Source organism: Noviherbaspirillum massiliense JC206 (assembly GCF_000312045.1).
GTDB classification, from domain to species: Bacteria; Pseudomonadota; Gammaproteobacteria; order Burkholderiales; family Burkholderiaceae_D; genus Noviherbaspirillum; species Noviherbaspirillum massiliense.
In genome coordinates this window covers 31,565-51,489 of the sequence record NZ_HE978634.1, presented here as the reverse complement: position 1 = coordinate 51,489, position 19,925 = coordinate 31,565, and the positions used below count along the sequence as shown (strand labels likewise).

Genomic DNA, 19,925 nt, shown 5'->3' with positions numbered 1-19,925 from the left:
CACTGTCAGGAATCCGCGAAAGGAAGGAATGCAATGGAGTTTTTCCGGATTAAAAAAGATATTCCCTTCATGCGCCACGCATTGGTATTCAATGTGATTTCGGCCCTGACGTTTGTTGCCGCGGTATTTTTCCTGCTGCACCGGGGACTGCATTTGTCAATCGAGTTCACCGGCGGCACGGTGATCGAAGTCACCTATGCGAAACCCGCGGAACTGGAAAAGATTCGCGGTGCTGTCGAAGGCCTGGGCTATACCGACAGCCAGGTGCAGAGCTTCGGCACGGCGCGCGATGTGATGATCCGCCTGCCGTCGCAGAAAGGCGTGAGCTCCGCCCAGCAAAGCGAAAAAGTGATGTCGGCGCTGAAGGCGCAGGATGATTCGGTCCGGCTGCAGCGCGTCGAATTCGTCGGTCCGCAGGTCGGCGAGGAGCTGGCGCATGACGGCCTGATGGCCCTGCTGGCAGTGGTGATCGGCATCATGATCTACCTCGCGTTCCGCTTCGAATGGAAGTTCGCGGTTTCCGCCATCATCGCGAACCTGCACGACGTGGTGATCATCCTCGGCTTTTTCGCCTTCTTCCAGTGGGAGTTTTCGCTGACGGTATTGGCGGCAGTGCTGGCCGTGCTGGGTTACTCGGTGAACGAGTCAGTGGTGGTGTTCGACCGGGTGCGGGAGACCTTCCGCGACCGCCGCTTTGGAAAACTGAACACGCCCGCGGTGCTCAACCATGCGATCACCAGCACCATGTCACGCACTGTCATCACTCACGGCTCGACCCTCATGATGGTGCTGTCGATGATGCTGTTCGGCGGTGCAACCCTGCATTATTTTTCGATCGCGCTCGCCATCGGCATCCTGTTCGGCGTCTATTCCTCGGTGTTCGTGGCGGCTGCGGTTTCCATGTGGCTCGGCATCAAGCGCGAAGACATGATCAAGCCGGCCAAGAGCAAGGATGAGGCCGGCGGCGCAGTGGTGTGAAACGACGTACGACGCCTCTGAGGCGTAATTGAAAAAGCCGGCCTTTGCGCCGGCTTTTTTGTTGCGGTGTGCGCCTTGTCCCGACTGCCTCCTGCTTCAGACATGAAGCCGGGTAACCGCTTCCTCCAGTCGGGATTTCAGTTTTGCCAGTTCCTTGTCAAGCGCTACGAACTCTTCCTCGCTGTAGTCCAGGAACTTTTCCTTGCAGAAGTCCACGTGCGGAATGAAGATGCGCTCGAATTCACGCTCGCCTGCCTTCGTCAGCTGCACGATGGTGCTGCGCCGGTCCTCGGTTTTTGTGGCGCGCCTGACCAAACCCCTCCCTTCCAGCCGGTCAACCACGCCTGTAAGCGTGCCCTTGGTGATCAGGGTCTTCTCTCCCAGTTCCTTGAACGACATCCCGGACGTGTTTCCCAGGGTCGCAATGATATCGAATTGCGCCGGCGTCAGTCCAAGCGTACGGACATGCGAGGAAGACAATTGTTCGAAGGCGTGGTAGCACTCCGCAAGCAGGCGGATGCTGCGCAGGTAGCGGGCTTTCATGATTGCTGAATTGCTGCAGATGGCGAATACGAAAAAAAGGCCGGTATGGGAACACCGGCCCGGGTAGTGTGCGATGCGTGATCAGTCGTCGGCCCTGAGCGCTTCGACCTGGATCTGAAGTTTCACGTCTGGAGAGAAACCGAACTTTTCGACGCCATAGTTCAGGCCGTAATCGGTGCGCTTGAACTCGCCGCTGGCATCGGCGCCGCATACTTCGCGCTTGAACATCGGATGCGGAATGCACTTGAACTTGTTGATCACGAGGGTAAGCGGCTTGGTCACGCCGAGCATCGTCATCTCGCCTTCCAGCGCGACCGGCTTGTCGCCCTCGAACTTCATGGACTTGCCCTTGTAGGTAATGGTCGGGAATTGCGCGACATTGAACATGTCCTTGCCCTTGGCGTGCTCGTTCATCTTGGCATGGCCGAAATCGAGCGAGTTGGCATCGATCGTGATGTCCGCAGTGCCGGTTTTCGCGGCACGGTCAAGCGTGATCTTGCCGCTGGTCTTGGTGAACTTGCCGCGCCAGACCGAGATACCCATGTGGTCGGCTTCAAAGCTCGGATAAGTATGGTTGGGCTCGATGTTGTAGGTCTGGGCAAAGGCGGACGAGGTGCCGATGGCCAGAAGGGCGGCGGCGATGAGCTTGACTTGCATTAGGGGACTCCTTGGTTGAGAGACGCGGTTGCGACGGATTATTGCGTCGTGACGACGCGGAACTTGATGAGGACTTCATCGGCGACCATGCCAGTGTCTTTCCATTCGCCTTCGCCGATGTTGAAGGCGAGTCGTTTGATCGGCAGGGTGCCTTCGAAAACCTGGTTGCCGCCTTCCTTTTTCAGCGTCAGGGGGAAGCGCACATCGGCGGTCTTGCCCTTGATGGTGAGCTTGCCGACGACGTCGAACTTGCCTGCACCGTTCGGTTTCAGCATGCTGGAGACGAAGCTCGCTTTCGGGAACCTCGCGGCATCGAACCATTCCTTCTTTTGGACTTCCTTGTTGTACTCGGGATCGCCGAGATCGAAGCTGGCGACATCGATTTCCACCATGGCCTTCGATCCCTCAGGCTTCGCATTGTCGAAATCGATCTGGGCATTGAATTTCCGGAATTTGCCTTCGACCGGCACGTTCATTTGCTGGAACACGGCGGAGACGCTGCTTTTGGCCGCATCGGTCTTGAGCATGGCAGCGATGGCGGGAATGGCCAGTGCGAGCGCGGCACTTCCTAAGATGATGCTTCGCCGGATGGAGTGAATCTGCATGGAATGCCTTCTTGAAAATGTTATTCAGGGCAGGATGCGCTTGAACACGCCATCCCGGTCAATGAATTGGTGCTTGAGCGCCGCCCCTACATGCAGAATGAAAGCGCCGAGCAGCACCATGTTGAAGCTGTAATGGACTTGCTTGAGGACCGGCTTCCATTCCGGGCTCGGTTCCATCAATACCGGCAGGGGCAGCACGCCGAGATAGACCACCGGTACGCCGGCAGCCAGGCTGTAGAAGTAGCCAGATATGGGGACGGCGAAGATCAGCACATACAGCAGACCATGCAGTAGTTTCGCGGATTTCTGCTGCCAGCCAGGCATGGCGGAAGGATAGGCAGGTGGCCTATGCGCAAGCCGCCAGAGCAGGCGCAGGCAGGCCAGTGCCAGCACAGTGACGCCCAGCCATTTATGCCATGAGAAATACCTGAGCTTGGTCGGCGTCAGGCCCGGGATATCCACCATCGTTACGCCCAGCGCAAACGCCGAGATGATCAGCAGGGCAAGCAGCCAGTGCAGCACGATCGCGGGCAAGGTGTAGCGTGGCATGGGTGTTCTTTTTAGCAATTAGTTTTAACTAGAACTAATATAGCAGAAAAAAAGCCGCGGCGCCGGAAGCTCCGGATCAGCCGCGACGTGTCAGTGTTGTGGAAAGATCAGATCCGGTGCCCCAGTTCGGCCGCTTTTCCGATGTAATTTGCCGGGGTCATGGCCAGCAGCTGTTCCTTCGCCTCTTGCGGGATGGCCAGTTTTCCGATGAATTCGCGCAGCGCTTCCCGTGATATGCCCTTGCCGCGCGTGAGTTCCTTCAGCTGTTCATACGGATTTTCAATGCCGTAGCGTCGCATCACGGTTTGCACCGGCTCGGCCAGCACTTCCCAGGTCGCATCCAGGTCTTCCGCCAGCCGGCCCGGATTCACTTCCAGCTTGTTCAGGCCGCGCAGGCAACTGTCATAGGCCAGCAGGGTGTAGCCGAGCGCCACGCCGATATTGCGCAACACGGTGGAGTCCGTCAGGTCGCGCTGCCAGCGCGACACCGGCAATTTTTCCGACAGGTGCTTCAATACTGCATTGGCCAGGCCGAGGTTGCCTTCCGAGTTTTCGAAGTCGATCGGATTGACCTTGTGCGGCATCGTGCTCGATCCGATTTCTCCGGCCTTGGTGCGCTGCTTGAAATAGCCGAGCGAGATATAGCCCCAGATGTCGCGGTTCAGGTCGAGCAGAATGGTGTTCACGCGGGCGAAGGCATCGAACAGTTCGGCCATGTAGTCATGCGGCTCGATCTGGATGGTGTAGGGATTGAAGACCAGTCCCAGACGCTGCTCGACCACTTTGCGCGCAAAGCCTTCCCAGTCGAAGCCGGGGTAGGCGGACAGGTGCGCATTGTAGTTGCCGACCGCACCATTCATCTTGCCGAGAATTTCGACATCGGCGATCCGCTTCTCTGCGCGCTTCAGGCGCGCCACCACATTGGCAATTTCCTTCCCGAGCGTGGTCGGGCTCGCCGGCTGGCCATGCGTGCGCGAGAGCATGGGGGCATCCGCATGCTCGTGCGCCAGTTCGGTAAGCTTTGCGATCAGCGCCTGCAGCGCGGGCAGGAGAACCGTATCGCGCGCGGCTTTCAGCATCATGCCGTGCGAAGTGTTGTTGATGTCTTCCGAGGTGCAGGCGAAGTGGATGAACTCGGAGGCCGCGACCAGTTCCGGAACATCCTTGACCTTTTCCTTCAGCCAGTACTCAACCGCCTTGACATCGTGATTGGTGACGGCCTCGATCGCCTTGATGCGCTCTGCATCGGCTTCGCTGAATTCGTTCGCCAGCTTTTGCAGCAGCGTGCTGGAGGCGGCGGAAAAGGGCTTGATTTCCGCGAAGCCGGCCTCGGACAAGGCTTGCAGCCAGGCGATCTCCACCTTGACCCGGTGATGCATGAAGCCGGCTTCCGAAAGGAGCGGGCGCAGCTTGTCGGTCTTGGCGGCGTAGCGGCCATCGAGAGGCGAAAGGGCGGAAAGGGTGGAAAGCGACATGGTGTAAAACCTTGATATGGATGAAAGCGGTGGGCAATATTGCGGGGATTGCCTTGCGACCGGGGACATGCTGGAATGGTCGGAAAGGCGGCATTTTACCATTTGCGGATTGGCCGAATTGACTTCGCCCGAGAAGCGGCCAACAATGCCCGGTCCAATCCCGTGACATATCTCAATGTTATAATTTTTGCCAATTTTTACTATACGGATCTATGAAACTCATCGGCTCCCTCTCCAGTCCCTATGTGCGCAAAGTCCGCATCGTGATGGCGGAAAAGAAGCTCGACTATGAGCTTGTTCTGGAAAACGTCTGGAGTCCCGAAACCACAATCCAGCAATCCAACCCGCTCGGAAAAGTGCCCTGCCTGATCATGGAAGATGGCGGCGCGATGTTCGACTCGCGGGTCATCGTCGAATATCTCGATACCATGACGCCGGTCGGCAAGCTGATTCCACCGAACGGACGCGAACGCGCGGAAGTCAAATGCTGGGAAGCCTTGGCTGATGGCGTACTCGATGCCGCCGTCCTGATCCGCCTCGAGCGCACCCAGCGTCCGGAAGCGCAGCAGAGCGAAGACTGGATCAAGCGCCAGATGCTGAAGGTGCAGGCCGGCCTGAAGGCGATGTCCGCCGGATTGAAGGATGGTGTTCCATACTGCGCCGGCACTCACTACACCCTGGCGGACGTTGCCGTTGGTTGCGCGCTTGGCTGGCTGTCTTTCCGCTTCCCGGAAATCGGCTGGCGCGAGGAATATCCGAATCTCGCCAAGCTGTTCGACAGGCTGTCGGACCGACCTTCCTTCAAGGACACGGTCCCGCAGGCATAAGCACGGCCGGGATAAATAAAAAGCAGGCGTGCCGCAAGGTCCGCCTGCTTTTTTGTGAACGGATGTGAAGCTTCAGTCGCTGCTATCGTCGCCCATTTGCGATTGCAGATAATTTTCCAGGCCAACCTTGTTGATCAGCTCGAGCTGGGTTTCCACCCACTCGATGTGTTCTTCAGTATCGTCGAGGATTTCCCGCAATATCTCGCGCGATACATAATCCTTCGCCGCTTCGCATGCGGCAATCCCGTCCTTGAGCGTGATTTGCGAAGCCTGTTCCAGCTTCAAATCGCATTCCAGCATTTCCGGAGTCGATTCGCCGATCATCAGCTTGTTCAATGCCTGCAGATTGGGCAAGCCATCCAGCATCAGGATGCGATTGATCAGCTTGTCGGCATGCTTCATTTCCTCGATCGACTCGTCGTATTCCTTGCTGCCGAGTCTTTCCAGACCCCAGTGCCTGTACATCCGCGCATGCAGGAAATACTGGTTGATCGCGGTGAGTTCGTTGGTCAATTGCGCATTCAGCAGCCGGATGATGTTGGCGTCACCTTTCATTGCATGCCCCGGAATGGATGTGGAAAGACCGACCGGGCCGTGCGGCCCGGTGCAGGATGCGCTCTGTTTGACAATGAAGGCCGGAGATTAGTGCCTCTGATGGATCCGGGGTTGTGCCCGGACCTGCATCAGGCAGCCGGGGTCGCGGTATCGATAATGCCGCCGCCGAGGCAGACGTCGCCGTCATAAAGTACGGCAGATTGGCCCGGCGTAACCGCCCATTGCGGATCCCGGAAGTGCAATGCAAAGCTGTCGTCATGCTGTGCGGAAAACATGCATTGCACGTCGGCTTGGCGGTAGCGGGTTTTTGCAGAGAGCTGATCCTGTTCCGGCGCCACGCCCGCGATCCAGCTGACCTGGCTCGCGCCTAATGCCGAAGACAACAGCCAGGGATGGTCGTGGCCTTGTACGACATACAGCGTATTGTTCTCGACATCCTTTTTCGCGACGTACCAGGCGTCGTGATTGCCATCGGCATTCTTGTGCGATTTCATGCCCCCAAGGCCGATGCCCTTGCGCTGGCCTATCGTGTAAAAGCTCAGGCCGACATGGTTGCCGACGGTCGTGCCGTCCGGTGTTTTCATGGGGCCGGGCTTGAACGACAGATAGCGGTTCAGGAATTCACGGAAAGGCCGTTCGCCGATGAAGCAGATGCCGGTCGAGTCCTTCTTCTTCGCATTCGGCAGCTTCAGCTTTTCGGCGATCTTACGCACTTCCGTCTTGGGGATCTCGCCCAGCGGGAACAGGGTTTTCGACAGCTGCGCCTGATTGAGACGATGCAGGAAATAACTCTGGTCCTTGCTCGCATCCAGTGCTTTCAGCAATTCGAAGCGGCCGGCATGCGGCCCCGAATCCACTTCCCGCACCCGGGCATAGTGGCCGGTCGCAATCAGGTCGGCACCCAGCTTCATCGCGTGGTCGAGGAAAGCCTTGAACTTGATTTCGGCGTTGCACAGCACGTCGGGATTCGGCGTGCGTCCGGCCTGGTATTCCCGCAGAAATTCGGCAAACACCCGGTCCTTGTATTCGGCAGCAAAATTGACTGCTTCGATATCGACGCCGACCACGTCGGCCACGCTCGCCGCATCGATCCAGTCCTGACGGGTCGAACAGTATTCCGAATCGTCATCGTCTTCCCAGTTCTTCATGAACAGGCCGACGACTTCATAACCTTGTTCCTTGAGCAGCCAGGCGGAGACCGAGGAATCGACGCCGCCCGACATGCCGATGACAACCTTCTTACTAGGCATGCGCCGCATCCTGATGGGTGTATAGCAGGGACAGCGGCGCACGCTTGCCTGCCAGATAATCGTCGACACAACGCAGCACCAGCGGGCTGCGGTGCTTGTCCTGACAGGCCAGCATTTCCTCGCGCGTCATCCAGACTGTGCGCAGGATGCCGGTGTCGAGCGGGCGGTCATGCTCGCGGCCGAGTTCGCCGCAGAATGCAAAACGCAGATAAGTGACTTCCAGGCCAGTACGCGAGGACACATAGCGCGCCATATACATGCCGACCAGTGCCGTGGGCACGAAATCATATGCTGCTTCTTCCAGCGTTTCGCGCGTGACCGCCTGTTCCAGGGTTTCATTCGGGTCGAGGTGGCCGGCTGGCTGGTTGAAGCGAATGCCGTCGCTGGTTTCTTCTTCGACCAGCAAAAAACGGCCCTCGCGCTCGATCACGGCCGCTACCGTCACAGAAGGTTTCCAAATATCAGACATGGTATCTCTCGAAATTGGGCGCCATTTTACCGCGCACCTGCCGGGCGTGCGGTTCATGCTGACATGCAATTGGATCCGCGCAATGGGAAAAAATTTCCGAACTGAACATTTTTAACTTCGCTTCTTGTTCAAGCCTTGAGATTCGATAGTGATTTTGCAAGAAACATTTGGTGATTAATCAAAAAAACATCACAATTGTTTGCTTGGCACGGTTTTCATCTTATTCTTCTGCCTTTTCATCTTGGCAAGCATCGGGCTTTCGAATTGCGAGCGGCCGTTTCGAATTCCAGTTTGCATGTAAGATTCCAGTAAGAATTGTCGCCTTTGGCCAGGGCGATCGGTTCGATGCCGCCGGAAGCACCTGGCGGATGAACGACCGGGAATGGCCTAATCCGGCAATGAATTGGAAGCCGCAAAACCGTTTGCGGCAAAGTTTGGGTATTTAGGAGAAATAATGCAACGCATCATGCTCAGGTCGAAGATTCACCGTGCGAAAGTCACGCAGGCCGACCTGGATTACGAAGGTTCTTGCGGCATCGACGAGGACCTGCTGGAAGCCGCAGACATCAGGGAATTCGAAAAGATCGAACTTTACAATGTCAACAATGGTGAACGCTTTTCCACCTATGCCATCAAGGGCAAGCGTGGAACCGGCGAGATCTCCCTCAATGGTGCGGCAGCCCGCCGCGCGCATCTTGGCGACCTGCTCATCATCTGCACTTATGCGCCGATGAATGAATCCGAGGTCGAGACGTATGTGCCGAAAATCGTGTTCGTCGATGAAAAGAACCGGATCAAGGGGATAAAGAAACAGCAGTAAGCAAGATGGGCTGCACGGCCCGGGTCCCGTCAAACAGAACAACATTTATATATAAGCGAAGGGAAAGCGTATGCCTCTAACGATAGGAGTACCACGGGAAGTCTTTCCGGATGAAAAGCGGGTTGCCACCGTTCCCGAGGTCGTCGAAAAGCTCATCAAGCTTGGATTCTCGGTCGCCGTCGAATCCGGCGCGGGCGATGCGGCAAACTTCAGCGACGATGCCTACCGGGCGGCTGGCGCGCAGATCGTCGATGGCGCGGCCAAGCTGTGGGCCGGCTCCGACATCGTCTTCAAGGTGCGCGGCCCCAGCCCGGAAGAAGTGGGCCTGATGCGCGAAGGCGGCACCCTGGTCAGCTTCATCTGGCCGGCGCAGAACGCCGAACTGATGAAACAGTTGGCGGCGAAGAAGGCGACCGTGCTGGCGATTGACTCGCTGCCGCGCACGTTGAGCCGGGCCCAGAAAATGGATGCGCTGACTTCCATGGCCGGTGTTGCCGGCTATCGCGCCGTCATCGAAGCTGCGAACGCCTTCGGCCGATTCTTCAACGGCCAGGTGACCGCAGCCGGCAAGATTCCGCCAGCCAAGGTCTTCGTCGCCGGCGCGGGCGTCGCCGGCCTAGCCGCAATCGGCACTGCCGTCGGCCTCGGCGCCATTGTGCGCGCCAATGACACCCGTGCTGAAGTGGCAGACCAGGTCGTGTCGCTGGGCGGCGAATTCGTCAAGGTCGATTACGAGGAAGAGGGTTCCGGCGGTGGCGGCTACGCCAAGGTGATGAGCGAGGGCTTCCAGCAGGCCCAACGCGAGATGTACGCCAAGCAGGCCAGGGAGGTGGACATCATCATCACGACCGCCCTGATCCCCGGCAAGCCGGCGCCCAAGCTGATCACTGCCGACATGGTGAAGAGCATGAAGCCGGGCAGCGTCATCGTTGACATGGCAGCCGAACAGGGTGGCAACTGCGAACTGACCGAGCCCGGCCAGGCGGTGGTGAAGCACGGCGTGACCATCATCGGCTACACCGATCTTGTCAGCCGCCTGTCGAAGCAGTCCTCGACGCTGTATTCGAACAATCTGCTGCGCCTGACCGAGGAGCTGTGCAAGAACAAGGACGGCATCATTGACGTCAATATGGAAGACGATGCCATTCGCGGCCTGACCGTCATCAAGGACGGAGAGATCACATGGCCGCCGCCGGCGCCCAAGCTGCCGCCGGCAGCCGCACCCGCGGCCAAACCGGCGGTCGCTGCGCCGTCCAAGGCACATGGCCATGGAGCCCCGAGCGCCCCGGCATCCGGCAGCCGCATCGCCATCCTGTTCGGCGTGGCAGCGGTGCTGTTCTGGATCATCGGCGCGTATGCGCCCGCCGCTTTCCTCGGACACTTCACTGTCTTCGTGCTGGCCTGCTTCGTCGGCTACATGGTGGTGTGGAATGTCACGCCGGCCTTGCATACGCCCCTGATGAGCGTGACCAATGCGATTTCCAGCATCATCGCCATCGGCGCGCTGGTACAGATCGCGCCGCCGATCTCCGAAGGACTGGCGCGGCCGGACAGCTGGATCCGCTGGCTCGCCGTCCTCGGCATCGTGCTGACCACCATCAACATGTTCGGCGGTTTCGCCGTGACCCGCCGCATGCTGGCGATGTTCCGCAAATAAGGGAGCGATAACAATGTCCGGAAGCCTCACAACCGTCGCTTACCTCGGCGCGACCATCCTGTTCATCCTCAGCCTTGGCGGTCTTTCCAATCCGGAGACCTCACGCCGCGGCAACCTCTACGGCATCATCGGCATGGCCATCGCCGTGCTGGCCACGGTATTCGGTCCGCATGTCACTTCTGCCGGCATTCCCTGGATCGTCGGCGCCATGGTGGTCGGCGGGGCGATCGGCCTGTATGCCGCCCGCGTGGTGCAGATGACGCAGATGCCGGAGCTGGTTGCGTTGATGCACAGCCTGGTCGGCCTCGCGGCTGCACTGGTCGGCTATGCCAGCTACATTGATCCGGCCGCATCGGCCAATTTCAGCGGTGCGGAAAAGACCATCCATGAACTGGAAATCTATATCGGCATCCTGATCGGCGCCGTCACCTTCTCAGGCTCCCTGATCGCATTCGGCAAGCTGTCGGCGCGCATCGGCGGCAAGCCAATGCTGCTGCCGGGGCGCCACTGGCTCAACTTGATCGGCCTGCTGGTCGTGATCTGGTTCGGCGTGCAATTCATCCGCGCTGAATCGATCAGCGACGGCATGCTGCCGCTTGTCGTGATGACGGTGATCGCGCTTCTGTTCGGCATCCACATGGTGATGGCGATCGGCGGCGCCGACATGCCGGTGGTCGTGTCCATGCTCAACAGCTATTCCGGCTGGGCGGCGGCGGCGACCGGCTTCATGCTGTCGAACGACTTGCTGATCGTGACCGGCGCACTGGTCGGATCCAGCGGCGCGATTCTTTCCTACATCATGTGCCGCGCAATGAACCGCAATTTCATCAGCGTGATCGCCGGCGGCTTCGGTTCCGATAGTGGCAAGCCCGCAGCCAAGGGAGGTCCCGCCGAGCCCGCGGGCGAAGTGGTACCGGTCACCGCCGTCGAGACAGCGGAAATGCTGCGCGAAGCCAAGAACGTGATCATCGTGCCGGGCTACGGCATGGCGGTCGCGCAGGCGCAGCATACGGTGTATGAGATCACCAAGCTGCTGCGCGAGAAGGGCGTGAACGTACGCTTTGGCATCCATCCGGTCGCGGGTCGCATGCCCGGCCACATGAACGTGCTGCTGGCCGAAGCCAAGGTGCCTTACGACATCGTGATGGAAATGGATGAGATCAACGAGGATTTCCCCGATACCGATGTGGCGATGGTGATCGGTGCGAATGACATCGTCAATCCTTCGGCGGCGGAAGATCCGACCAGCCCGATCGCCGGCATGCCGGTGCTGGAAGTGTGGAAGGCCAAGCATTCGATCGTGATGAAGCGAAGCATGGCATCCGGCTATGCCGGCGTCGACAATCCGCTCTTCTACAAGGAAAACAACCGCATGCTGTTCGGCGATGCGAAGAAGATGCTGGACGAGGTGCTGGCGGCGCTGAAAGCTGCCTGATCACCTTGCGCATCAACAGAAAAAAGCCGCGCTTGCGCGGCTTTTTTTATCGCCAGCCGAACATCATCTGCTCGGCGAGCACGCGCTTGGCGGGCGCAAATGCATCGATCAGGCCGAGTGACAGGCCGAGCGCCGACTGCGACAGCGCGCCATCCGGTGCGCTGGCAAATACGCGTGCCATGGTATCGGTCAGACGGATGGTCAGGCCGCGGTCGGCCTTGCGGTCCAGAGTGAAGCGCGTGAGCGCTGCCGGAGACAGGTCCTGCGCCAGCAGTCGCGCCAGGACTGTAGCGTCGCGCAAGCCAAGGTTCAAGCCTTGGCCGGCAACCGGATGCAGGGTTTGCGCGGCATTGCCGATGGCGACCATCCTTGCTGAAACTGATGTTCCCGCGTTCAGGCCAAGGGGATAGGCGTTGCGCTGCGATACCGAGATGAAGCGCCCAAGGCGTGAACCGAAGACTTCCTGCAGTTCCGCAAGAAATCCGGTATCGTCGAGCGCTGACAGCCGTGCAGCCGTTTCCGGGCGCATGCACCATACCAGCGCATAGCCGTCGTCCTGTGGCAGCATGGCCAGCGGGCCCTCTCCGGTGAAGCGCTCGAATGCACGATGCGCAATCGGTGCGCTCGCTTTCACATGGGCGACGATGGCGATCTGCCGGTAATCATGGCGGCGAGCTTTCGCGTTCTGTTCCGAGAATACGCCACCTTCGGCCTGCACCAGGATTTGTGCACTGGCTTGGCTACCGTTCGAAAATGTCAGATCGACGCGTTCCTCGCGTTCGATTGCCGACTCAAGGTGGGCGGGGCGGAATACTGCGGCACCTGTACGTCGTGCGACAGAGTCCAGGGCATCCACCAATGCGCCATAGCGGGTGACATAGCCGAGCGCGGGCAGTGCATAATCGTCGCGGCTGATCATGGTGCGGCCGAAATGGCCGCGGCGCGAGACATGGATTTCATGAATGGGATCGGCGGCAATCGGCCAGGCGCCGATGTCTGCCAGGATCTGGCGGCTGCCGTAAGACAGCGCGATCGAGCGCGGATCCTTGGCTGCCTGCTCGCGCGTCTTCGCATCGATCAGGGCGATCCGTCCTGCGGGAACGCCGCGTTTGGCCAGCAGCAGCGCCAGCGCAAGCCCGACCGGGCCGGCGCCGCAGATCGCGATGTCGAAATCGGTTGTCATCGACCCGGTTGTCATCGGTCTCTTATTGCCGCATCAGCGCTTCAATATCGGCCACGGTCTTCGGCGCATCGCTGGTGATGATGTCGCAGCCCGTGGCGGTCACCAGGGCATCGTCTTCGATGCGGATGCCGATGTTCCAGAACTGCTCCGGGACGCCTTCCGCCGGTCGGACATAGATGCCGGGTTCGACCGTGAGGACCATGCCCGGCTGCAGCTTGCGCCACGGCCTTTCTCCGCTGTCTGCCGACGCTTCGCGATATTCGCCGACGTCATGCACATCCATGCCCAGCCAGTGTCCGGTGCGGTGCATGTAGAACTGGCGATAGGCGCCCTGGGCGATTACCTCATCCAGCGTGCCGACTTTTTTCCGGTCAAGCAGGCCGGTGTCGAGCATGCCTTGCGCCAGCACGCGCACTGCGGCGTCATGACCGTCGGTGAAGCGCTTGCCGGGCGCGGTTTCGGCAATGGCCGCGGCCTGTGATGCCAGCACAATTTCATACAAGGCTTTTTGCGGGCCGCTGAACCTGCCGTTTGCCGGAAACGTGCGGGTGATATCGGATGCATAGCCATCGAGCTCGCAGCCGGCGTCGATCAGCACGAGGTCGCCATCCCTGATTTCCGCATCGCTCGCGCGGTAGTGCAGCACACATGCATTGGCGCCGGTGGCGACTATCGATCCGTACGCGGGGAATTGCGAACCCTGGCGCCGGAATTCATGCAGCAATTCCGCTTCCAGGTGATATTCGCGCAAGCCGGGGCGGCAGATTTTCATGGCGCGCCGATGCGCTTCCACGGAAATCGCGGCGGCACGCTTCATGACGGCGATTTCTTCCGCGTCCTTGATCAGCCGCATTTCATCCAGCAGCACATGTACGTCGTGCATTGCCGCCGGGGCCGTGACGCCGGCGCGCGATTGCATGCGCACCGCGTTCAGCCATTGCTGTACCTGGGCATCGAGCTTCGCGTCGCTGCCCAGGGCAAAGAACAATGCCGGCGCGTCCGCCATCAGCTTGGGCATTTCGGCATGCAGGGCATCGATAGGGAAAGCGGCATCGAAACCGAAGGCTTCGCGCGCTGCTTCCGGGCCGTAACGGTAACCATCCCAGATTTCGCGCTCCAGGTTCTTGTCGCGGCAAAACAGGATGGACTGGTTGTTCTTGCCGGCGACCAGCACGATCACCGCTTCCGGTTCGGTGAAGCCGGACAGGTAGTAGAAATAACTGTCATGCCGGTAGGGATAGTCGGCGTCGCGGTTGCGCATGACTTCCGGCGCAGTCGGGATGATGGCGATGCCGCCGCCCTTGGCCTGCATCTGTTCGATCAGCCTGGCGCGCCGGGCTGCATAAGTCTTCATCAGTGCATTCATGGTTTTATCCATTCAATTGCGCCAGTCGTTCCGGCGTGCCGACATCGGTCCAGTCGCCGCGATAGATTTCCCCGCCGACCTGGCCGCGGGATGCATATTCGCGCAGGATGGGCGCGAGCGGCGCGGATTGGCCGGGCGTGATGGCATCGAAGATTTCGGGCCGGTACACGCCGATGCCGGAAAAGGTGTAGCGCGGCTCGCCTTCATTGGCAATGGAAAAGCTGTTCAGGGCGAAATCGCCTTTCGGATGATGTGCCGGATTCTTGACCAGGTACAGCCAGGCGACGTCGCGCTTGTCATGCGCATGCGGATTGCCCCACATATCATAGTCTTCCAGCGTTTCTTTTACTTGCTCGAAATCGAAGTGGGGGCAATACACGTCGGCCGCGATCGCCACGAAGGGCTGGTCGCCGAGCAGATGGCGCGCCTTGGCAATGCCGCCCGCCGTTTCCAGCGCCGTGCCTTCGGCGGAATAGGTGATGCGGGCGCCGAATTGCGAACCGTCGCCGAGCGCTTCCTCGATCATGTGGCCGAGATGCGCATGGTTGATCACGATGTCATTGATGCCGGCGCGCACCAGGTTCAGGATGTGCCAGACGATCAGCGGCCGGCCGCGCACCTCCAGCAGCGGCTTCGGACAGTGGTCGGTCAGCGGACGCATCCGCTCGCCGCGCCCGGCGGCAAAAATCATGGCTTTCATCGGGTTCGATACTGGAGAGGTTGAGCGCGGCACGACTTGCGCGGTTCCATCGTGCCGGCGCGGCAAATGATCTGTTGAATCAGAAGGTATAACCGACTTGCGGCGCCTTTTCTTCCAGCTGGTCGAGCAGCTTTACCAGCGGCATCAGGACCTTGTAACGGCTCGCCGCCTTGCGGGTGTATTCCATGACCAGCGGCAAATCCTTCAGATAGCCATCCTTGCCGTCGCGATGATAAAGCCGAGCAAAAATTCCGAGCACCTTCAGGTGGCGCTGAATGCCCATGAATTCGAAGTCGCGGTAGAAGGCATCGACATCATGGCTGACCGGCAGGCCGGCGCGTCGGGCGCGCTCCCAGTAACGAATCGTCCAGTCAAGCACCATTTCTTCATCCCACTGGATATAGGCGTCGCGCAGCAGCGACACCAGGTCATAGGTGATCGGGCCATAGACCGCATCCTGGAAATCGAGAATGCCGGGATTGCCTTTCGACTGCACCATCAGGTTGCGCGAATGATAGTCGCGATGCACATAAACTTGAGGTTGAGCCAAGTTGTTGGCAAGAATGGCATCGAATACCTTGTTCAGTTCGGCGGTCTGCGCATCTGACAACGTAACGCCGAGATGCTTGCCGATATACCAATCGGGGAACAGCATCAGTTCGCGCAGCAGCAATGCCCGGTCGTATTCCGGCAACATGCCCGGTTTGCTCTGGGTCTGGATCAGGATCAATGCATCGATCGCATCCAGATACAGCTTGTGTGCGGTGTCCGGATTCAACTGACCCAGATAAGTGGTCGTGCCGAGATCGGTAAGCAGCAGAAAGCCGCGTTCAACATCTTGGGCAAGGATGTGCGGGACGGAAACCCCCGTCTTGCCAAACACCTCGGCCACATGGATGAAGGGGCGCACATCTTCCTGTGGCGGTGGGGCGTCCATCGCGATATAGGTGTTGCCGTCAGAACCGTCGACGCGGAAATAGCGGCGGAAGCTGGCGTCGGAAGAAGCGGGGCGGATGGAATCCGTCTGTACCGGATTGGCTGGCAGATCTGCCAGCCACTGCTTTAACTGGGTGAGGCGAAGATCAGGAGAATTGTTTAAAGACATGAAGCAACCTGGAGTATGCGTTTGGGAGCAATGAGTTCCCATATAATAAGGGATTCAAGTCAAAAAATCGCCTGTCGACCTTTTCATGACCCGGTCTCTCGCCTCTTCTCAACCTCGTTTCATGCTTCGTCTGATGCCGGCCTTGGTTGCGGCTGCATGGATGCCGGTGCTTGCCAATGCGCAATCCACGGAAAAGCGCCCCGGGGCCGATGACAAGAATGCACCGGTCAGGGTCAGCGCGGAGCGCATGAGCGGCCGTCCCGACCGCGAAATCATTCTGGAAGAGAACGTTGAAATCACGCGCGGTGAGCTGACCATCAATGCCGACAAGGCAACTTACGATGTCCTGCAGGATGAAGTCGACGCGACCGGCAATGTGCGCATGAGCCGCTTCAAGGACCGTTATGCCGGTGACGAGATAAGGCTGAAGATCGATGCCGGCCAGGGCTATGTCACCAACCCAAGCTACAAGCTGGAACTCAATAATGCACAGGGCAGGGGAGAACGTATCGATTTCGAATCGCAGGAACGGGCAGTCATCACCGAGGGCACCTACAGTACCTGCGAAGGGCCGGATCCGGACTGGTATCTCAAGGCAAGCAGGCTCAACCTTGATACCGCACGCGATGTCGGGACGGCCTCGACCACCATTGTCTACTTCAAGGGCGTGCCCATCCTCGGTACGCCGGCCATGTCCTTTCCCTTGTCCGATGCGCGCAAGTCCGGCTTCCTGCCACCGACCATCGGCACGACCAGCAAGGGCGGCCTGGAAATCATGCAGCCGTATTATTTCAATATCGCGCCGAACCGGGACCTGACCCTGTATCCCAACTTGATTTCCCGACGCGGCCTGCAGCTTGGTGCCGAAGGCCGCTACCTGGGCGAGACCTATGCCGGCCAGACACGGGCGGAAATCTTGCCTGACGACAGGCAGGCTGGCATTACCCGCTATGCAGTCTCGTCGACGCACACTCAGACGCTTGCACCTGGCCTGGCATTCGGATGGAATATCAACACGGCCTCCGACAACAACTATCCGACCGATTTTTCGCATAGCACTACCGGCACCATCCAGCGCCTGCTGTTGCGTGATGTGAATCTCAACTACAGCAGCTCCTTCTGGAGCGCCGGCCTGCGGGCCACGAATTACCAGGTGCTGCAGGATCCGGCGGCACCGATCGAACGGCCATACGATCGCATGCCGCAGGTGAATTTCCACGCCGGACGGCAGGACCTCATGGGCTTCGACTGGGCAGTCGATTCGGAAGTGACGCGGTTCACGCATCCGGACCAGTTCCGCTTGACCGGCGAACCTATCACGCCGGGCAACCGGATCGTGGTCAATCCGAAATTCAGCTATCCCATCATTCAGCCTGGCTTTTTCATCACGCCGAAAGTCTCTCTGCACGCCACCAAGTATTATCTGGACGATACCGTACCCGGCATGCCATCCGAACCTTCGCGCGTCGTGCCGACCTTTTCGATCGACAGCGGCCTGGTGTTCGAGCGCGACACCCAATTTTTTGGCCGGGCCATGTCGCAGACGCTCGAGCCTCGGCTGTTCTATGTGTACACGCCCTTCCGCGACCAGAGCAGGCTGCCGAACTTCGACAGCGCCCTGGCCGACCTGAGCTTTGCGCAGCTGTTCAGCGAGAACCGCTTCGTCGGCAATGACCGCATCAGCGATGCCAACCAATTGACCGGCGCACTGGTATCGCGCTATATCGAATCGAGTGGCGCGGAACGCATGCGCTTCGCCATCGGGCAGCGTTTCTACTTCGAAGACCAGCGCGTAACGCTGCCGCCTTTCCCGCCAACCCAAGCGGTGATAAGCAACGACAGCCGTTCCGACTTGCTGCTCTCGGCATCCGGGCAGATCACACCCGCCATTGGCATCGACACCAATGTGCAGTACAGTGAAAACCTGAGCACTACTCAGCGCGCCAGCCACAGCATACGCTGGCAGCCCGCGCCCAAGAAAGTGCTCAACCTGCAATACCGCCGCGACCTGCTGAACAATCTGGAACAAGTCGATGTATCGGCCCAATGGCCGATCGCAAGACGCTGGTATGGCGTAGGGCGCATCAACTATTCCTTGCCGGACGATAAGGTCGCGGAAGGATTGCTGGGAGTCGAGTACAAGGCGGATTGCTGGATTTTCCGTGTGGTCAGCCAACAGACGGCGACGGGGACCGGGCAATCCTCCACATCACTGTTTTTCCAGCTCGAACTGACCGGACTGGCGCGAGTGGGGTCGAATCCCCTGGAGGTGCTGCGCACCAGCATTCCCGGCTACCAGCTGATCAGCACGCCGAGCAACCCTTAAGGAATTTGTCAGCTCATGGAAATTTTTCAGACTATGCGCAATGCCGGGAAACCCGGGCGACGCATCAGCCTCGCAGTGCTTCTGATTTGCGCGATCCTCGGGACGGCGGCGAATGCCGGAGCCCAGGACAATGCTTCATCCGGATCCAGCCAGGCCGGCTCGCGCCGGCAACAGCCGGTGCTGGCCGACGCAATTCTTGCGGTGGTCAACAATGAAGTGATCACACGCCAGGAATTCATCGACAGAATGCGCTCGGTGGAGCGCCGCTTGCGCAACCAGGGCGTGCAGATGCCGCCTCAGGGAGAATTCCAGCGGCAGTTGCTGGAAAGGATGATCGTCGACAAGGCGCAGCTGCAGCTTGCCAAGGAATACGGCATTCGCGTCGATGACATCATGCTCGACCGCGCGGTTTCCCGCATCGCCGAGCAAAACAAGATGTCGCTGCAGGACTTGCGCAACCAGCTCGAGCGCGAAGGCATACCATTCAATCGCTTCCGTGAAGAGGTGCGCGAGGAAATCATCATGCAGCGTCTGCGTGAACGGGAAGTCGACAACAAGATTCAGATTACCGAATCGGAAGTGGACAATTACCTCGCCGAGGAAGCCGGCTCCGCCCAGGCGCAGCAGGAATACAACCTCGCGCAGATCCTGATCCGCATACCGGAAAATGCTTCCCCCGAACAGATCGCGGCACGCCGCCAGCGCGCGGAAGAAGTCATGAGTCAGCTGAAGGACGGTGGCGACTTCGCGAAACTGGCTGCGACCTATTCCGATTCGAGCGACGCATTGAGCGGTGGCGATCTCGGCTGGCGCAACCAGGACAGGCTGCCGCAGTTGTTCATGGATGCGGTCGCCAACCTGCAGCCGGGGGAGGTGTCGCCCATCGTCAAGAGCGCCAATGGCTTCCATATCCTGAAGCTGGTCGGCAAGCGTGGCGCCAGCATCATGAAGGCCAATGCCCAGGCGGTGCAGCAGACCCATGCGCGCCATATTCTGATCAAGACCTCCCAGATCGTGTCGGCCGCGGATGCGCGCCGCAAGCTGGTCGAACTGAAAGAGCGCCTGGATAACAAGGCCGCCAAGTTCGAAGACCTGGCCAAACTGTATTCCAACGATTTGTCTGCATCGCGCGGAGGCGACCTCGGCTGGATTTATCCTGGCGACACGGTGCCGGAATTCGAGCGTGCGATGAATGGCCTGAAGCCTGGCGAAATCAGCGAACCCATCGAATCGCCTTTTGGCTACCACCTGATCCAGGTGCTGGAGCGCAAAACCCAGGACGTGCCCCAGGAGCGCCGGCGCCTCCTTGCCCGCCAGGCCATCCGCGAGCGCAAACTCGAGGAAGCCACCCAGGACTGGTTGCGCCAGTTGCGCGACCGCGCCTATGTCGAATACCGCTTCGACAATGTCGATGCGAGTTGAGCC

20 protein-coding genes are annotated in these 19,925 nt (G+C 59.4%); 8 read left to right on the top strand and 12 right to left on the bottom strand.

Annotated features, from left to right (window positions below):
- Positions 1-33: 33 nt before the first annotated feature.
- Complete coding sequence (secF, locus tag HGHM_RS00265; RefSeq protein ID WP_019139494.1) at positions 34-978, top strand: protein translocase subunit SecF; 945 nt, start codon at positions 34-36, stop codon at positions 976-978.
- 96 nt (positions 979-1,074) lie between these two features.
- On the opposite strand, the gene HGHM_RS00260 is transcribed toward secF, so the two are convergent.
- The 5 genes from HGHM_RS00260 to purB form a co-directional block, all read right to left on the bottom strand.
- Positions 1,075-1,521, bottom strand: a complete 447-nt coding sequence (locus HGHM_RS00260) for a MarR family winged helix-turn-helix transcriptional regulator (protein ID WP_019139493.1) — start codon at positions 1,519-1,521, stop codon at positions 1,075-1,077.
- A gap of 81 nt (positions 1,522-1,602) precedes the next feature.
- The gene (locus HGHM_RS00255) at positions 1,603-2,178 is read right to left on the bottom strand and encodes a YceI family protein (RefSeq protein WP_019139492.1); all 576 of its coding nucleotides are present in this window, start codon (positions 2,176-2,178) and stop codon (positions 1,603-1,605) included.
- Positions 2,179-2,216: 38 nt separating this feature from the next.
- Entirely contained in the window at positions 2,217-2,783 is a 567-nt protein-coding gene (locus HGHM_RS00250; protein WP_019139491.1) for a YceI family protein, read from the bottom strand.
- A gap of 24 nt (positions 2,784-2,807) precedes the next feature.
- Positions 2,808-3,332 (bottom strand): cytochrome b, encoded by a 525-nt coding sequence (locus tag HGHM_RS00245; RefSeq protein ID WP_019139490.1) that lies wholly within the window; start codon positions 3,330-3,332, stop codon positions 2,808-2,810.
- Between the two features lie 107 nt (positions 3,333-3,439).
- The gene (purB, locus tag HGHM_RS00240; RefSeq protein WP_019139489.1) at positions 3,440-4,807 is read right to left on the bottom strand and encodes an adenylosuccinate lyase; all 1,368 of its coding nucleotides are present in this window, start codon (positions 4,805-4,807) and stop codon (positions 3,440-3,442) included.
- Between the two features lie 212 nt (positions 4,808-5,019).
- Here purB and HGHM_RS00235 point away from each other — a divergent pair, with 212 nt between their 5' ends.
- Complete coding sequence (locus HGHM_RS00235) at positions 5,020-5,634, top strand: glutathione S-transferase N-terminal domain-containing protein (protein ID WP_019139488.1); 615 nt, start codon at positions 5,020-5,022, stop codon at positions 5,632-5,634.
- Between the two features lie 72 nt (positions 5,635-5,706).
- Here the strand turns inward: HGHM_RS00235 and bfr are convergent, their stop codons facing one another.
- The 3 genes from bfr to HGHM_RS00220 all read right to left on the bottom strand — a co-directional run bounded on the left by bfr (position 5,707) and on the right by HGHM_RS00220 (position 7,908).
- A complete protein-coding gene (gene bfr / locus HGHM_RS00230) occupies positions 5,707-6,189 on the bottom strand; it encodes a bacterioferritin (protein WP_019139487.1) in 483 nt (160 codons plus the stop codon).
- Positions 6,190-6,317: 128 nt separating this feature from the next.
- Positions 6,318-7,439, bottom strand: coding sequence for a tRNA 2-thiouridine(34) synthase MnmA (mnmA, locus tag HGHM_RS00225; RefSeq protein WP_026075555.1), 1,122 nt, complete (start codon positions 7,437-7,439; stop codon positions 6,318-6,320).
- A complete protein-coding gene (locus HGHM_RS00220; protein WP_026075554.1) occupies positions 7,432-7,908 on the bottom strand; it encodes an NUDIX hydrolase in 477 nt (158 codons plus the stop codon). The genes mnmA and HGHM_RS00220 overlap by 8 nt, the downstream gene beginning before the upstream one ends.
- A gap of 170 nt (positions 7,909-8,078) precedes the next feature.
- Here HGHM_RS00220 and HGHM_RS22970 point away from each other — a divergent pair, with 170 nt between their 5' ends.
- The 4 genes from HGHM_RS22970 (at position 8,079) to pntB (ending at position 11,820) form a co-directional block, all read left to right on the top strand.
- Positions 8,079-8,354, top strand: coding sequence for a hypothetical protein (locus HGHM_RS22970; protein WP_148415278.1), 276 nt, complete (start codon positions 8,079-8,081; stop codon positions 8,352-8,354).
- 8 nt (positions 8,355-8,362) lie between these two features.
- Positions 8,363-8,728 (top strand): aspartate 1-decarboxylase, encoded by a 366-nt coding sequence (panD, locus tag HGHM_RS00210; RefSeq protein WP_019139483.1) that lies wholly within the window; start codon positions 8,363-8,365, stop codon positions 8,726-8,728.
- 70 nt (positions 8,729-8,798) lie between these two features.
- Entirely contained in the window at positions 8,799-10,385 is a 1,587-nt protein-coding gene (locus tag HGHM_RS00205) for a Re/Si-specific NAD(P)(+) transhydrogenase subunit alpha (RefSeq protein WP_019139482.1), read from the top strand.
- 13 nt (positions 10,386-10,398) lie between these two features.
- Entirely contained in the window at positions 10,399-11,820 is a 1,422-nt protein-coding gene (pntB, locus tag HGHM_RS00200) for a Re/Si-specific NAD(P)(+) transhydrogenase subunit beta (RefSeq protein WP_019139481.1), read from the top strand.
- A gap of 46 nt (positions 11,821-11,866) precedes the next feature.
- Here the strand turns inward: pntB and HGHM_RS00195 are convergent, their stop codons facing one another.
- The 4 genes from HGHM_RS00195 to HGHM_RS00180 all read right to left on the bottom strand — a co-directional run bounded on the left by HGHM_RS00195 (position 11,867) and on the right by HGHM_RS00180 (position 16,174).
- A complete protein-coding gene (locus HGHM_RS00195; protein ID WP_019139480.1) occupies positions 11,867-13,003 on the bottom strand; it encodes a UbiH/UbiF/VisC/COQ6 family ubiquinone biosynthesis hydroxylase in 1,137 nt (378 codons plus the stop codon).
- 22 nt (positions 13,004-13,025) lie between these two features.
- A complete protein-coding gene (gene pepP, locus HGHM_RS00190) occupies positions 13,026-14,369 on the bottom strand; it encodes a Xaa-Pro aminopeptidase (protein ID WP_019139479.1) in 1,344 nt (447 codons plus the stop codon).
- 4 nt (positions 14,370-14,373) lie between these two features.
- Entirely contained in the window at positions 14,374-15,069 is a 696-nt protein-coding gene (gene murU, locus HGHM_RS00185; RefSeq protein WP_026075553.1) for an N-acetylmuramate alpha-1-phosphate uridylyltransferase MurU, read from the bottom strand.
- Between the two features lie 79 nt (positions 15,070-15,148).
- Positions 15,149-16,174 (bottom strand): aminoglycoside phosphotransferase family protein, encoded by a 1,026-nt coding sequence (locus HGHM_RS00180; RefSeq protein WP_019139477.1) that lies wholly within the window; start codon positions 16,172-16,174, stop codon positions 15,149-15,151.
- A gap of 121 nt (positions 16,175-16,295) precedes the next feature.
- Here HGHM_RS00180 and HGHM_RS00175 point away from each other — a divergent pair, with 121 nt between their 5' ends.
- On the top strand, positions 16,296-18,500 hold the full coding sequence (locus HGHM_RS00175; RefSeq protein WP_019139476.1) for an LPS-assembly protein LptD: 2,205 nt from the start codon (positions 16,296-16,298) through the stop codon (positions 18,498-18,500).
- A gap of 15 nt (positions 18,501-18,515) precedes the next feature.
- Complete coding sequence (locus HGHM_RS00170; protein WP_019139475.1) at positions 18,516-19,922, top strand: peptidylprolyl isomerase; 1,407 nt, start codon at positions 18,516-18,518, stop codon at positions 19,920-19,922.
- Positions 19,923-19,925: the final 3 nt, after the last annotated feature.